The sequence below is a fragment of the Segatella sp. genome (assembly GCF_977051555.1).
The window spans coordinates 68546-85328 of sequence record NZ_CDRSSE010000010.1; the positions used below are offsets into that span (position 1 = coordinate 68546).

At 42.8% G+C, this 16783-nt stretch carries 10 protein-coding genes; 2 read left to right on the top strand and 8 right to left on the bottom strand.

The genetic code is table 11. The annotated features are described in order from the left end of the window. Position 1: 1 nt before the first annotated feature. Genes ACWJAO_RS04235 through ACWJAO_RS04245 form a run of 3 tightly spaced genes read right to left on the bottom strand, consistent with a single transcriptional unit; the run spans position 2 to position 3051 of the window. Positions 2 to 733 carry a response regulator transcription factor gene (locus tag ACWJAO_RS04235; RefSeq protein ID WP_449139368.1) on the bottom strand — a complete coding sequence of 244 codons (732 nt, stop codon included), beginning with the start codon at positions 731 to 733 and terminating at the stop codon, positions 2 to 4. Positions 734 to 755: 22 nt separating this feature from the next. Continuing rightward, entirely contained in the window at positions 756 to 2285 is a 1530-nt protein-coding gene (locus ACWJAO_RS04240) for a sensor histidine kinase (RefSeq protein WP_449139369.1), read from the bottom strand. A 40-nt stretch (positions 2286 to 2325) separates the two neighbouring features. Next, the gene (locus ACWJAO_RS04245) at positions 2326 to 3051 is read right to left on the bottom strand and encodes a hypothetical protein (RefSeq protein ID WP_449139370.1); all 726 of its coding nucleotides are present in this window, start codon (positions 3049 to 3051) and stop codon (positions 2326 to 2328) included. A 201-nt stretch (positions 3052 to 3252) separates the two neighbouring features. Here ACWJAO_RS04245 and ACWJAO_RS04250 point away from each other — a divergent pair, with 201 nt between their 5' ends. Further along, complete coding sequence (locus tag ACWJAO_RS04250; protein WP_449139371.1) at positions 3253 to 5301, top strand: outer membrane beta-barrel protein; 2049 nt, start codon at positions 3253 to 3255, stop codon at positions 5299 to 5301. A gap of 63 nt (positions 5302 to 5364) precedes the next feature. On the opposite strand, the gene xyl3A is transcribed toward ACWJAO_RS04250, so the two are convergent. After that, positions 5365 to 8031, bottom strand: coding sequence for a xylan 1,4-beta-xylosidase (xyl3A, locus tag ACWJAO_RS04255; RefSeq protein WP_449139372.1), 2667 nt, complete (start codon positions 8029 to 8031; stop codon positions 5365 to 5367). A gap of 324 nt (positions 8032 to 8355) precedes the next feature. Between xyl3A and ACWJAO_RS04260 the strand changes: the two genes are divergently transcribed. Further along, the gene (locus tag ACWJAO_RS04260; protein ID WP_449139373.1) at positions 8356 to 8793 is read left to right on the top strand and encodes an Hsp20/alpha crystallin family protein; all 438 of its coding nucleotides are present in this window, start codon (positions 8356 to 8358) and stop codon (positions 8791 to 8793) included. A 134-nt stretch (positions 8794 to 8927) separates the two neighbouring features. Here ACWJAO_RS04260 and ACWJAO_RS04265 read toward each other — a convergent pair whose 3' ends face one another. The 4 genes from ACWJAO_RS04265 to ACWJAO_RS04280 form a co-directional block, all read right to left on the bottom strand. Beyond that, on the bottom strand, positions 8928 to 9578 hold the full coding sequence (locus tag ACWJAO_RS04265; protein ID WP_449139374.1) for a GIY-YIG nuclease family protein: 651 nt from the start codon (positions 9576 to 9578) through the stop codon (positions 8928 to 8930). A gap of 7 nt (positions 9579 to 9585) precedes the next feature. Beyond that, positions 9586 to 13581 (bottom strand): N-6 DNA methylase, encoded by a 3996-nt coding sequence (locus ACWJAO_RS04270; RefSeq protein ID WP_449139375.1) that lies wholly within the window; start codon positions 13579 to 13581, stop codon positions 9586 to 9588. 132 nt (positions 13582 to 13713) lie between these two features. Continuing rightward, positions 13714 to 15063 (bottom strand): ATP-binding protein, encoded by a 1350-nt coding sequence (locus ACWJAO_RS04275; RefSeq protein ID WP_449139376.1) that lies wholly within the window; start codon positions 15061 to 15063, stop codon positions 13714 to 13716. Positions 15064 to 16325: 1262 nt separating this feature from the next. Next, positions 16326 to 16783, bottom strand: a 458-nt coding sequence (locus ACWJAO_RS04280; protein WP_449139377.1) for a PaaI family thioesterase, incomplete at its 5' end; no start/stop codon positions are given.

The following is a 16783-nucleotide window of genomic DNA, read 5'->3' on the forward strand; positions in this document are numbered from 1 at the left end:
TCTAGCAAATCATTTTATACCCAATTCCCCTCACATTGATGATTCTGATATTTTCATCGGCAGATAACTTGTGGCGGAGCTTGGTGATGAAAACATGGAGACTGCGGGAATTGAAGAAGCTATCATCGCCCCATAGTTTCAGAAGAATATCCTTGCTCTCTACCACATTGTTCTTGCTCTCCACAAGCATGCGAAGGATTTCTGATTCACGATGTGACAGTTCTGTATCCTTACCATCCAACTGCAGAATCTGACTGGTAACATTCAGGCGATAACGACCGATGGAAAGCCATTGATCAGCAGCATCCGGATTATCTGGAGAAACATTCCCCCCTTCCTGTTCTTCAGAAGAAATATTTCCTACGGAAGCCCGATGACAAAGCGACTTGATGCGGACGATGAGTTCCTGGATAGCAAACGGCTTCTTCAGATAATCATTGCCACCCAATTCAAATCCCTCTACCACATCATTCACCGCCGAACGAGCCGTGAGGAAAAGCACAGGAGTACGGGAATCCGTCTTGCGGATACGGCGCACCATCTCGAAACCATCCATCTTGGGCATCATCACATCCGCAACCAGCACATCAGGCTTCTGTTCATCAAACATACGAAGCCCTTCTTCGCCATCATGCGCCGTGCGCATCTCGAAGCCCTGCGCCTCCAAGGTGTCGCTCAGAATCATCGCCAAAGATGCTTCGTCTTCTACCAGTAATACTTTTATCTTATTCATTGCTTCCTTTTTACTTTTAAGATTAAGACTTGGGGGACCAGCGATGGAATCGCTGGGAAAAATGCAGGATGAAGCTGCTTCCTTTTCCCAGTTCGCTTTCTACGGAAACAGAACCGCCCATTTTCTCCATCAGGCTCTTGACATAGAAAAGCCCGAGACCATAGCCCTTGACCATATATTTATTGCCATCCGTCACCCGATAGAACTTGTCGAAAATATAAGGCAATTTATCATGGGCTATACCGATTCCATTATCTGATACGGAAACCAGCACTTCATCCTCGGCTTTTTGGAAAGCCTTGATTTCTATCTTCACGCTATCTTCAGAATACTTGATGGCATTGTCTATGAGATTGCTCACGATGTTTGAGAAATGCATCCGGTCGACATGAACCACCAGATTTTCAGGTTCTACGGACAACGAAATATTCACCTTTTTATCCGTTCTATCTCCTGATTTCACTTTCAGCTGATGCTGGGATATTAATGGTTCTATCACCTCCTTCACTGGAACTTCTACGATATTGAGCAGCATCGATTTCCGTCGTTCCATACTCATCGACAGAATCTGTTCCACCAATCCGCTGAGCGTCTGCAACTGCTCCTGGGCGATGGTGAGATACTTTCGCGCCTTATCAGGATGCTGGAGCATTCCGTAGTTCAGCAGGGAGTCGGTGGCTGCGTAGGCTACGGCTATCGGAGTCTTCAATTCGTGCGTGATATTATTGGTGAAATCACTCTTCATCTCGTCAAGCGTTTTCTGCTTGAGCATCGTATGAACCAGGAACCAGAAGACGAAAGCCAGGATGAGCATGATGAAGAGCGATGTGGCAAGAATGCCTGCCATCTGGCTGAGCACAGTCATCGTAAGCGGCTCTAGGGTGAGGACATATTTCTCCTCATTCGCCTCCCCCTCATTGCAAACCACATATTGGTATTGCTTGGCATTGGCGGAAGGCTCATACCCCTTCGTCGTCACTTTCGCCAGAACCTTCTTTCCTGCAAAAAGCTGAATCTGATGTGGAAGCGGATGAGCATTGTCACTCACCAACAAACTGTCTGAAAGCATCTTGGCAACCCATGCGCTGTCATAATCATTGATGTCTGGTTTGGCGATTTCATTCAATTTGCCAAACAGTGCCTGTTGCACCATAGTTGCCAGTTTGCCCGACATCATCATCATCAATTCCTGATCCTTGTCATCTTCACTACGCTTCTCGTGCTTGGTAAAAGTTGTTTGAACAGACTGAACTACCTTTCCTCCACGAACCTTTTTAACCTTCACCTTCTGATCAATATCATCGTCTTCATCCATAGAAAAAGCAACAGAACCCGTCAGTTGTCCATGAGGTCCTTTATCATCATTGCGCAACCGTTCAATTCGCTTCTTCATCTCCATGAAGTGAGCGTACTCCATTCCACCTTTGATTTTTGCTTCAACCTCCTTTTCCTGAGACTGATAAAGCCCCACGAGCCAATAGGTCTGATAAGCGAAGATGCAGACCAGAGCCGTGATGACGAGCGTAACTATGTATTTAAGATATAACTTCATTCTTCCCTTTATTAAAGATTTTTCCAGATGAATCCAATACTCATTTTCTGAAAATCGGATAAAACTCCGTGGTATTCTTCCATCCCCATTTACCATTCTTTTGTGGCGCAAACTCTCGTCCCATCTTGGCACCTACCCCCCAATGTTGATTGAACATCACTTCCATGAAGCCACCATAGTTGCTTTTGGGATTGAAAGGAGAAATGATGACGCTTCGAGGGTCAGAGGTTTTTGTTGGAACATATTGTCCATAGAATCCAACTGTGAGCCAGTCGTTTACCTGATAAGCCATTCTTCCACCAAAAGAAGCTTTGGTGAGATTGCCGAATCCATATACTCCCGTGTTTATCTTTTCTATCCCGACATAAGGAGAAAAAACAAAACGCCCGAAATTTTGTTGATAAACGACCCCTGCAGTCTGCTTGTTCATCAGTCCTGGGACTTCAATACCCGAAGAATATACCACCATCGTACCCAAATTCGGGGAAGGAAGAGAAAAATGAGGTATTGCATTCGGCGCAATCTCCAATGGTTTTCCTTCTTCCGACATCCAAGGTGCATTCGATTCAGAGTAATAAGATTTGCCTTGAAGTACAGGAAATCCACCGAGCGAAGGACGAGAATATTCCAACGACATACCTTCCTTAGGCAAAGATGCTTTCGGAATGGAATCCAAGGAAACACTCTTCACTTCCTGTGCTTGCATTACCAAAGGACAAAAGCAAGCCACAACTGCCAATATGAATATTCTTCGTTTCTCTTTCATGCTTGCAAAAGTAATAAAAAATAAGATATATTGATTCTTTAAGGAGAAATATTTTCATTTTGATAAGACTAAATAACACTTCTGATAAGACTTGATAATCATAAATCCTTGCTGACACGAGATTTTTACAGTACTTTTGCAACCGAAATCGGGAGGGTTTCTTCCGAAAGAACGATAAAAAGATAAAACGATAAGAAGATTATGAAAAAATTGGTTATATTAAACGCTTGCCTGGCCATCAGTCTTGCCGGCTGGGCACAAGACAACAGAAATGATTCCCTGAGAATGGACAGCATCATCCATTCCCTCCCCGATGTGATGGTAAAAGGCAACCGACCTATCGTAAAGGTGAAAGGAGCGGCATTGAACTATGACCTGCCTCAACTCATCAAAAACCATCCAGTGGATAATGCCTATGAAGCCATCAAGCAACTGCCTGGCGTGAGCGAACAAGATGACGCCTTGACCCTCAACGCTCAATCCGTAACCGTGATGATAGACGGCAAAACTTCCACCATGACCAGCGAACAACTCTATTCGCTTCTGAAAACGATTCCTACCAGCCGTATCGCCAACGCCGAAGTCATCTATTCTGCCCCAGCCCGCTATCAGGTAAAGGGACAGGTCATCAACCTCCTGCTGAAGCACAACACAGGCTTTCACTCCCTGCAAGGTGAGTTCTTCGGCGGCTACACACACCAGAACCGCAACAGTTACACAGAGCGCGCCTCCCTGCTCTTCACCAACAAGAAATGGGAAATAGACATGCTCTATTCCTTCGGTCATGGCAAGAGATATTATTATTATGAAAATGAGTTTGCCCACACCTTGACGGATGGCACTTCCTATGCCTTCTCTACACATAGCGACAACAACAAACGCCATCTCAATCATAACATCCGACTGGGAATCAACTATCATCTGGCGAAGAATCATCAGCTCAGCTTTGCCTACACCTCACAACTCAATAACACGAGAGGAACTTCAGAGGATGATGGCGATTTCACATCCCTTCTCAGAATCCATGCAAAGAGTCAGTTTCACAATTTCCGCCTAGATTACTCCACACCATTCGGTTTCTCGGCAGGAGCAGAATACACCTATTATAATTCACCGGATGAACAATGGCTGAAAAGCAGTCTCTACGATGAGATTTACGACATCACAAGCCAGCAGCGAATCGACAAATGGCACGCTTACCTCAAGCAGGAGCACGACTTAGGAAAAGACTGGGGCTTGAACTACGGCATCAATTACACCACATCAAGAGACAAGAGCTCGCAGGAGAACAACAACAAGTCTTCTGATGACAACACCATTCAAAACGAAAACCAAATGTGTTTCTACATCGGAGCCAGCAAGTCATTCGGACAAAAACTCACGATGGAAGCATCGCTCATGGAAGAATATTATCACACCCCAATCTGGGATGAGTGGAATCTCTTCCCTACACTCTCCATCACCTATCTTCCAAAGGCAGGACACGTCATCCAATTCGACTTGGATTGCGACAGAGACTACCCTACTTATTGGTCGGTGAAGAACTTCACCACCTATAATGCGGGCGGATATGGAAAGATTGTAGGAAACCCGACGTTGAAGCCTTCACGAGAGCTCAGCCTCTCGCTTACCTACATTCTGCACAGCAGATACGTGGCAAGTCTCTTCTTCAACAACTCGAAAGATGAATTTCGTCAGCTTCCTTACCAGAGCGACAAGAAGAAGGAGATGGAATACAAGCATGTCAACTTCGACCATGTAAACCAAGTAGGCTTGATGCTCACAGCCCCAATCAACATAGGCAACTGGTGGCAGAATCGCCTTACTTTCACTGGCGTTTATCAGAACGACAAGAATTCCCACTTCTATGATCTTCCATTCGACCGCAGCAAATGGTTCTGTCAAGCCCAGTGGAACGGCACTTTTCTCTTTGGCAAGCATGTGCTTCTCAACCTCGATGCTTCCGTTCATACCGACGCCATCCAGGGAATCATCGACATCCCAGCTTCAGGCTACCTCAACGCAGCCCTCACCTGGAAGCCTCTCAAGGACGACAAGCTCCAGCTGAAAGCCTACTGCAACGACATCTTCGAGACGGGCGACAACCATCTGCACGACACCTACCGAGGGCAGCACGTCATCAACAAAATGTACTTTGGCAGAATCATCGGCCTCTCCCTCACCTATCGTTTCGGCGACTACAAGGCCAAGCAGCATGAAGAAGTAGATACTTCCAGATTTGGGAAATAAAAGCTGAAAAGCTCGCCAAGACTATCAAAGTCCTGGCGAGCTTTCTCTTTTCATATCATTATTTTATTTCACTTTCACTTCTATCACATTCTTCGCAGCCTCAGCACTCGAACCACCTACGAAAATCTGATATTTGCCGGGAACCACACGCATGGTATTGGTCTGGGAATCCCAACCCTCGAAACTCTGGCGAGGCAGACTGATGGTTACCTGCTGCTTTTCGCCCGCTTTCAAAGTAATGCGCTTGAAGGCTTTCAAGGTCTTGATAGGGCCCTCAGCATCATCCATTCTACGGATGTAAACCTGCGCCACTTCCGTTCCTTCCCTATTGCCTTTATTCTGTAAAGAGAAACTCAAGGAATAAGCCGAAGAATTCTTCACTTTTCGTTCTTCATTCTTCACTTTCTTCAAAGCCGGCTTTCCATATTCATAAGATGTATAGCTCAATCCATGACCGAATGGGAAGAGAGCCTCGCCCTTGAAATAACGGTAGGTGCGATTCTTCATCGTATAATCGAGGAAATCAGGGAGATCATTCACACTCTTATAGAAGGTTACCGGAAGCTTGCCCGATGGATTTACCTCGCCAAAGAGAACCTTTGCCACGGCTTCGCCACCCCGTTCGCCCGGATACCAAGCCTGAAGAATAGACTCCGCATTTTCGGTTTCAGGAACCATGGCGATGGCACTGCCCGAACAGTTGATGAACACCACTCGCTTGCCTGCCCGATGCAACATCTCCATCACCTTGCGCTGAGCCTGAGGCAACTCGATATCAGTTCTGTCGCCACCTTTGAATCCCGGCTCGGAAACCTTCATCTCCTCACCCTCAAGACTAGGAGAAATACCGCCTACAAATACCACAACGTCAGCATCGCCTACCTCAGTCAGAAGCTGAGTCTCGGTTGGCGTATAGTTCTTCACGATGTCAAACTGCATCACCGCCATATCGGTTTTCTGGAAATAATCCACCTGAATCTTCATCGGCTTTCCTGCCTTTACGGAGATTGGTTTGTTGAGCATCTGCACACGGGCACGACCCTTCCAAACATTCGCCACCGTATCTCCATCAATGATGAGCCGGTAACCGTCATCGCATCCCATTCTGATATTCAAGGTCTCATCCTGTTCAGGAGTGAAGACCCCCTCGTATCGGGCTGAGAAATTGGTAAGATTCACCCCCGGTGCAAAGACGGTATTTCCGCCATTGCTCTGGTTGATAGGCGAAGTCATCACGGCTGTAGCCACCGGCTCGCCCTTCATCTCTGCATTGTTCCAATAAGTAGCCTTCATGCCCTTGCTGCCATCGGCTGAAGTCAGGAGATTGAACCGGCTCTCTGAAACCTCATTTCTGGTCAACGTGCAGGCAGGAATATACTTGGCGTCGTTCACATATTTTCTGATGCCCTGCAGAATGGTTGTGGTAGAAGTTGGATAACCCGAATAGTTACCCCACTGCATGATGGAATCGTTGGCGTTAGGTCCCATCACCACCATCTTCATTCCTGATGCTTTCAGCGGCAGGAGATTGTTCCGGTTCTGAAGAAGCACGATGCCCTCTTCTGCCATTTTCTCCGCCAATTTCTTATGTGGTTCACTGGCGATGACGGAAGAAGGAATCTGAGTCCAAGGCACGTTCTCGTCCTTATCGAAATCACCCAGACGGAAACGGGCTTCCAGCAGGCGCTTCAAACTCTCGTTCACCTTTTCCTCGCTGATCATTTCCGTCTTCACTGCCTCAGGAAGCGAACGGTAAACGCTTCCGCATTCCACATCGGTTCCGGCACCAATCGCCTGCGCCGTAGCCTCAGCCGGAGTCTTCGCCGTACCATGTCGGCCTGGCACATAGAAGTCGTTGATGGCTCCGCAATCGGAAGTTATCAGTCCCTTGAATCCCCATTCATCACGAAGAATCTGACGCTCATATCGGGCATTGCTGCAACAAGGCGCTCCGTCAATGCGCTGATAGGCACACATCACCTCAGCCACATTTCCATCCTGCACCAGCGATTTGAAGGCGGGCAGATAAGTCTCCCACAAATCACGCTCAGGCAAATTCTCTACATTGAAACTGTGCCTGTTCCATTCCGGACCGCTATGCACGGCAAAATGCTTGGCACAAGCTAGGAGCTTGACGTATTGGGGAGTCTGAGAGGAAGCCGTAGCCAGAACTCCCGGAGCCGACATCGGTTTGCCATCAAAGGTTTGTCCTTGTAAACCATTCACCACGGCAAGTCCCATTCTTGTAGTCAGATAAGGATCTTCTCCATAAGTTTCCTGTCCACGTCCCCATCGTGGGTCGCGAAAGATATTGATGTTCGGAGTCCAAAAGCTCAGACTCTGGTAGCGCTTGATGTTGCCGCTCTTCTTCGCCTCCTGCGCCTTGGCTCTCGCCTCATCGCTCACGGCAGTAAACACCTTATATAATAAGGTATCGTCCCACGAAGCCGCCATGTGCATCGTGATAGGAAAAACGGTAACGAATCCGTTTCTTCCCACTCCATGCAGCGCCTCGTTCCACCATTGAAACTGCGGAATGCCTAATCGGGCTATGGCTGGCGAAGTATCCATCATCAACTTCGTCTTCTCTTCCAGGGTAAGACGGGAAAGCAAATCGTTGGCTCTAGCCTCAGCAGAAAGGTTCGGATTCTGATAAGGAAGAAGCTGCTGTGCGCTGGCAGAAAGCGACATCGCCATCAGCATCGCCATAGAAAATAGTTGTTTCTTCATTGATCTTATATTATTTATTCAGTTTATGCATTGATTTTTAAGTTGGTGACAAAGTTACACTTTTTTATTGAGATAACCGCATCATCTGGCAGAAAAGTTTAAAATATTTATCCTTTCATGCCAACTTTACCACTTTCAGTCCGCTGGCACATAAGTTGCAAAAACAGAGAGTGAAAGCTGAAGCTAAAAGATGAAGGAGTTCGAAAGAACGACGGAGTTTCGAGGCGGAAGCAAAAGAAATAACAAGAATATTAACAAACAGAAATCCCGACGGGACCGCAGGGAACCGAGAGGATGAGTAAAATAAAATTGGAGGTTTTAATTATGTTGTTAGCACGTAGAAATAATAATTCAGATTGGTTGAGTAACATCTTTGATGATGTATTCTTTGATACTGAGGCAACACCACGTATGAATGCTACAGCTCCTGCCACTAACATCAAGGAGAGTGACAAGGAATACACTATGGAGGTTGCAGCCCCTGGCTTGAAGAAAGAGTGGGTTCGCGTAAACATCGATAACGATGGTAATCTAAACATCGCCATCGAGAACAAGATGGAACACAAGGATGAAGACAAGCACGAGCACTATCTGCGCCGCGAATTCTCTTACAGCAACTACCAGCAGTGTTATACGCTGCCTGAGGATGCTGATCGTGAGAAGATTTCAGCTAAGGTAGCTGATGGTATACTCGAGGTCGAGATTCCAAAGCTTACTCCTAAGGAGGAGGCTAAGACTACAAAGAACATCGAAGTCAAATAATCATCTCCCATAAATGATGGAGGCAGATTCCAAAGCAATTTGGAACCTGCCTTTTTTTGTGCCCTTACCAGAATCAACACCTTCTTCAAAGGGCGTTGTCATTTAAATCAAGAAGTCGCTTTTATATATTTTAACTAAAGTTCTTTCTCTTTTCTCAATTCTTCAAGTACCCTGCCTTTATAGGAAAAGTACTTAGCTCCTTGATATGCGCCAGAAGGAGTTTGTTTCTCTATCGGCAAGAAAGTTCCTACAAAAGGAGAGAGTTTGTAGATTCTGTTCTGATACTCCACCGTATCGTCACTTGCCACTCTAACCTCAATGCCAGTTGGAACAAAAGTAACCATCTCACCTATTTTAATACCAACCATACTAAACTTAAAACGTGGTCGTTTATGAGTTTTCTCCACTACCTTCTGCACTTTTGGCTCGTTAGAAACCTTAGGCTTATTATCCTCATACTCCGTAACCACCGCATCATCTATGGTTTGAGCAATATCTTTGAAGATATCCAGGGCTATTTGTGGAGCGACATTGAAGAACTCTCGGTTCTGCCGGATACGCAAATCCGTCAAACGATCTATCGTTTTATGCACCAACTTCTCCACCTCATTATACTTTGCAGTCTTCATGGTTGCAAAGATTTCGAAAGGTAGAGGCACAGCCGTATTATCAAGTTCCTTCGATCGGACATCCACAGGTCGGGAACTCTTACCTATCTTCACCCAATCCTCGCGAAAGCTCGGATTGGTGAGGATATAAACGTAACCAATATTCTCTTTGTTCATTGTTTCGTTACTTTAAATATTTGTCCAAGATGGCTTGCTTGGCAGAGGAGGCATTGGACATAGATTCTCTTAAATCCATTATCGCTGAAATATTTTTCTGATACTCAGCAACTATTCTCAATTGTTCATCCATAGAAGGAACAGGTATTTCCAACTCCTCATAGAATGTAATCGGCACTCTTCTGTGACCACTTGCGCCAGTCATTACAGCAGCAGCCCTTTCTCGAATTTCTTTTCTATTTAGGTAAGCAAAGAGATAAACATTATTGATAAGTTTATCGTTCACTCTCAACACATGAAACTCAGAACTACCAAAACCAATGCCATTTGTCAAACCTGTTGCAAGCGCACACTTACCATTCTCCATACACGGAGTTATCTTAGCAATAATAATATCACCTTCAGCAAAATATGTATAGCTGCCTTTACGAACATCAGCCAATGGTTTATCTATTTTTTGCTCAATATATCCATCATTGCTTACAGATGACATTTCGACAAAAGAGACCATTGTTGAAGCCTCTATAGATTTCACATCCGCTTTCGACGGATTGATTGCCGAACATAGTTTCTCCAACTTTTGGCTTCTACCTGTAACTTCATCAAAAATCGATTCCACACGATTATTCAAAGAATCCAACTCTAACTGTTGTTGCTTGAATTTTTGATCGATCTTCTCACATTCCTCTGCGATTTTCTTTTGAATATTCATTGGAGGAAGTGGAACCTCAAAATTAGGAATACTTCGTTTATCACCACGTGGCATTTTTATTCCAGTTTTTCCAACCATCATATATTCAAAGAAAATATCACTTGATAATACCTCAAACAGGTAGTCATTCAATATTTCATTTACTCTTTCATTTCTAAATACCAATACATCATTTGAACAACCACCATCATACTCTGCCAACCAAATTTTCTTCAAATAAGGACGGATATTAGATACTAAAATATCATTTTTGTGATACTCTGTTATCTTATCTATGTTAGGCATTCCTACATATGGCTTTACACCCGAACAATTTTGAAGAATATTTTCTGTAGAGATATAAGTCTTAACATCTATACCAGACAATGCTATTTTAACACTTGAATATGGAGCTATTTTTCCTAACTTTTCCTTGGGATACTTTGTTTCTATTTCCGGATAAGATAGTGTTGCAACAGTCTTTATTGTCTTATCAAAATTCACACGAGAAAAATCCAACAAGTCCACTAAGTCATATTCTGAAGCAACATCCACATACTCATCTAACAGAGAATTATCTACCCCACAATAATTATTACGAATCAAAGCATTAATTTTACTTTCATCGTCCAGATTTAGAGGCGCAAACAATGGGGTCATAATACCTTCTATTCCTTTAATCTGCTCTATAGTATCATCATCAGCTGCTTCATCATCAGAGGAAGAATCCTTGATTTTTCCTGTATTCAGATAATGAATACCTTCTGCCCCTTTTCGATTACTCCATTCATATCCCAAGAACTTCTTTTCTAAAGATTTGTCAGATGGGCTTTGTACCACCAATACTGGCTGCGGATTCAAGGCAGCAAGCATATAGAAATAAAGCTTTTCTTTCTCTATTTCGCGAATGAATTTAAGAGTAAAACGTTTCTCCTCCAACAATTTCTCTGCAGGAGTCAATGCCACATAAGCACGGCTCTTTACAAACTTCTGGGCTTCGTCACGTACTTTCTTTGCTTCAGCAGCTAAAGCTGTTGAAGCTGTATTCTTTCCTTGTTTTTTGATATTTAGAGCTTTCACGTATTCCTTTGCCATATCAGAATCCATGAAGCCATCCGTTAATTCACCTTTCAACAACTGGATATAATCATCGTGCTTATATCCCATGTGTTTGATATAAGCATCCAAGTTTTGAGAATCTTTATATGCACCATTATCTACCATATTACCCACAAACCATTCCGTAATGCGGTTGAGTAAATGTTTAGACAAATCTGGCTCCAAAGCTTTTCTGCGCAAGAACAATACTATCGTACTTGTATTGGTTTGACCAAATGTATTTGGTCCAAGGCTACAAATAGAAACAATATCGAAGTTTTTCAAGAGAAGTTCACGTGTTCGCATATAGAGTCCACCTTTCGTCAAAATACTTGACGGCAGGACAATAGCAGCCACACCACCCGACTTCAAGAGTTGGGCAGCACGCTCGATAAAGAATGTCTCTATAGAGTTATTCTTCTCTATATTGCTAATATAATTGTTCAATGTATATCGTTCTCTATCCTCCTCTGGCAATGTTTCCAAAAAGCCAGATACAGAATATGGAGGGTTAGCCACCAATACGCTAAAAGTATGATCTTGAATACCCGACATTTCTTGCAATCCATCTCCATAATGGATATGAATACCATCCATACCATACATAAATGCAGCAACCTGACTTACCTTTGAAAGACGATAATCCTTTTCTATACCCACTATCTGCTCATAATATTCACGAAGCGCAGAAATAAGCCTTTCTTCTTTAGCTCTCTTGTCATATATATTTTCAAGATGAGCCATTTCCTCAACAATCGGTTTGATCTGACGAGCATACTCTGTCAAGAAATGTCCCGCTCCACAAGCATAATCGATAACTTTAGGAATCTCACCACCTTCTAGAATTTGACGAAGAGGCAAAGACGAAACCAAAAAACGAACTATAGGAATTGGAGTAAAAAACTGACCTTCACTTTGGTGCACACCACGATTAAGGAAACCCTCGAAAAGGTCTCCCAAAAACTGATTATCCGTATTTTTAGTCAAATAAATATCCTGCAACATACTGATAGTATCCTTCAATATGACAGCATTCTTATAGAACAACTGCTCGTTATGCACATCGAGGAAGGCAAAAGGGTTGTTATTGAAATATTTCAATTTACGGAAATACCTTTTAATCGTATCCCTTGCCTCATCAGCTTTAGATGTAAGAAATTTAAACGCATTTTCTATTTCTGCATTTTCTACCGAAGCCACCTCGTCATCGAAGAACTCCTTCATTCCTCGTTTATACAAATTGATCAAACGGTCTTGCAACGAGAAATAATCATCATAAGCCGCACCCTTCCAAAGTAACTGAAGTTCATTAGAATGATAACGCTCATCTATGATTTTCGCCAGGAAAAGATTCACCAATTTATCAAAAGCATTCTCATGACTCGAAATGGTATGTTTACGCAATATTAATGCAAACTCATTGTATTTCTTATCCAACGAGTATTCATCAATAGTCTTCAAATCATTTATGCCATAACTCTTCTTTCCTATGTTGAAAGCATCAATACCTTCTTCAAACAAACCACGAGTTGTATAATCCTGTTTATACGTCTGCTTCCAAACATTAAAAAAGTCTTCACTTCCGCCTTGCTGTTCTCGCATTTCCTGGAAACTATGGAGCTTATTATCCGTCTGCAGATATTCCTCATTATCAACCAAAGAAATAATATGATAGTTGATCTCAAGACGATTTATTTTTTTCCCTTTCTTGCTGTATTCTGGATAATCCGCCGCATACATACAAAGATATTGGGCTTTACGATAAGTATTGAAATAACGAAACAATTGGTCACCATCACGCATAGTCCTTGCCCAATGTTTACGAAACTCATCCTCTTTCTTATCAATATCTGCCTTTTTACATTCAACAATAAGATATGGCTCACCATTATTATCGCTTACAAGAATATCACAGTATCCCGTGTCTGTACCAGCATAATTTCTTCCCTCCAACTTGATATGTTGAGGAAGATAACCACGCTCAAACAATTGGGCAACACAAACAAATACAACATAACTTTCTTTCTGATAATCTTCTTGCGTTGTATTTCTATCAGCCTGTAATCCTACCGGATAATTGAATTTACCAGTATTATAGTTATATTCCAAATCAAAGCCTTCGTCAGCCGAGCCAAAATGTCTGGTATAGACACCATGATTTGAAAAAAACTTCAAATCCAAAAGGACTTTTTGTATATTATCTTTTGTAATCATATTTTTTCTTTTCTATTATCTCTTCGAATATCAACAATGCTTTTTATTTGATAGCAATATCAATACACTCAAAATCAACTGCAAATATACAACATTTTTTGGAGAATCTATTTCCTATAAGGAATTATCTTTCTAAAATATTGTATCTTCCGCCTCCTTCGGCTCTATACACATTATATAATAAATAGGCAGATAAGTTATTCCATCCTTCACCTCCACCTGCTGGGCATTCGAGAGCACGAAGGCTTGCTGGATGTTGTATTCCTTGATCTGCAAGAATTTATCCAAGGCACTATGCACCTGATAATCCTTACCCGACTTGATTTCCAACGGAAGAACAGAAAGATGCTCCATGTCATCTATCAGATAATCCACCTCACCCGTCTTCTTGTTGTCGTAATAATAAAGATTGAAGCCATGCGCCTTCAACTCCTGTGCCACCACCGTCTCATAAACGGAACCCAGGTTGATGCTTGCCACATCATCCATCACCGCCTTGATGTTGGTGCCAAAGAAAATGCTGGTCAGAATACCCACATCGTTCATATAAAGCTTCAGCAGATTCTTGCCACTATTCTCTATCAGCGGGAAACTAGGCTTGCTGATGGCCTTCACTTCCAAGGTAATGCCCGAAGAAATCAGATAGTCGAATTCCTCTACGTAATCACTCATTCGCTTTCCCTTCTTATCCTCTATGTCCTTCACCACCACACGCTTCTTCTTGTTTTCCAAGTTAGAAGGAATCATACTGTAGATGCGCTGAATCTTCAGGCGATTATGCATCTCCTCATAACGAGCCGCATCCACTCCATATAGATGATGGATTTCATTCTGAATGGTACGAATGGTCGTAATATTCTTGGTTGCCAGAAATTCGTTGACCGCATCTGGCAATCCTCCAACCAGCAGATACTTCTTGAACAAATCAAGCAGTTTGTTGTGAATGGCTTCCGGCATCGACTCCCTTGCCGCAAACTTCTTGCGAATCGTATCAAGCACCAGTTGGCCGATTCCGTTTGCTATCAAGAACTCCTCAAAGTCCAACGGATACATGTGGCGGATGATGATACTGCCCAAAGGAACAGAAGAGGTAGTCTTGAGCGTAACACCCAGCAACGAGCCGCTGGCGATATAAGTAAACTTATTATCTTCGCGCAGAAACTTGAGCAAAGTAAGCAGGTGGTCGTAGGCCTGAATCTCATCAATAAACACCAAGGTGTTATTCTTTTCCTTCATCCTATCACCTGCCACCGCACTCAAAGCCAAATAGAAATCATCCACCGTCCTGGCATTAGCAAAAGTCCGATCACCAAGCTTATCTGTCTCCATATTCACCTCAATATAGTTTGGAAAAAGCTTCTTTCCGATTTCACGGATGATGTACGACTTTCCGATTTGGCGTGCACCATCAACAATCAGAATCTTATCAGACCCTGATTGTAAATGACTTACGATATATTTTTCTATCTTTCTATACAGCATAATTACACTTTTCCTATGATTTCAACGGTGCAAATATACACTTTTCCTACGAAATAACCAAATAAAAACACACTTTTCCTATAAAATCAATAGTTAAAAACTACACTTTTCCGAAAAAATCAATAGTTAAAAACTACACTTTTCCGAAAAAAGCTGGGGTTTAGCCTTATAAAACATGGATTTTACCCCATAAAATACCCTTTTTAGTATAGGCGTTTTTAATGGCAAATCGTAAAGGACTTTTAATGGATTGGAAAACCTTAATGACCGATAATGACCTTGACCTTAATGACCTTATCCCCTAAATAATCAGACTCCATTGTCAACAGAAATTCACATTACCCAAGCAAAAATGGCAAGAAAGGCTGGATTAGTTTTTTGTAGAGAAAGGAGGAGAAAAATGCTCTTAGAAGCAAGAAAAAGTGGCTCAGATGGCACTTTTCACCCCTTCAGAAGGCAAATATAAGAGGGGGAAAAGGCAGAATGAAAGGGGGAAAATAAGGAATTTCTTGATATATTTTGTCAAGATTCTAGTAAAAAGAGCAAGAAAACTGGGATAGAGCGAAGGAGATTCTGTGCGTTTTAATAACATTAAACGAGGGAAACGAAACAGTTCAATCAATAACTATCAAACTGATTATCAATACGATACAATCAATACTACATTCTTCCAGAATAGCTTTCAGAAGCTCTATCGTGTCATTAAGGGTCAGTGTCATTAAGGGTCATTAAGAAAAAGCAAATGTCATTTAGAGCCATAGTATAATATAAATATATATATTTATTATTATACTATAGAGATATTTGCGCCCCCGAAAACCTTAATGACCCTTAATGACACTGACCCTTAATGACACCATCCACATTTCCCCGTTTTTCAATCATCAAAAGCGAATCAAGGCGACTTTTGCAATCAGATGTAAAAATCGCAAATACTTATATTCTTAAAAATCAACCACTTACACACTATTTTCCAACATTCTACGGAAAAAAGCTTGCTTTCTGCTTAGATTTTTTGTATCTTTGCACCGGCAATCGAAAGAACAGTCTTCTTGTGCACAAAGTCGGTCATCTATGAAGACCGAGGCTGGTCTTAATAGATGGCAGGCACCGGTCATCAATGAAGACCACAAAATGGGCAGGAAACGGCTTTCTGGGGAATTGTGATTCAAGGAACTCTTAAACGCAGACAGAGCATGATCAACTTCAAGAACTTTCAAAACTTCAAGAAAGACTCCAGCATTACAAACAAGTGGGGAGAGTTATTCCTCCCCTTCTACCTTGCAGCAGTCGAACCCCATCTCCTTGGCTTTATCAGGACCGAAGGTAAAGTAGATGGCTTCTCCCTCATCACAAACCTCGCCTTTGGAGTTTTCCAAAGTCAGGTGGATGGTAACAATATTGCGGCGCTGACTGGCGATGTGACCACGCACCGTAATCTGCGAATCGGTGGTCATCACAGGCTTCTTGTACTTCACGTTAAGCTGCATCGTCACACCCGTAGTCTGCAGTTTGCGGTTGATGACCCAGCCTGCCACTTCATCCATCAGCATACTGATGATTCCGCCATGCAGGGTATTGATCCAACCCTGGTAATTCTCGCCGGGATTCCAGATGGTAAGCACATCCTCACCCTCTTCCCAAAACTCAAGATGCAATCCTACAGGATTGTTGGGGGCACAGCAAACGCAGTTGTAACCCTCCTTGTTCAAATATGGAT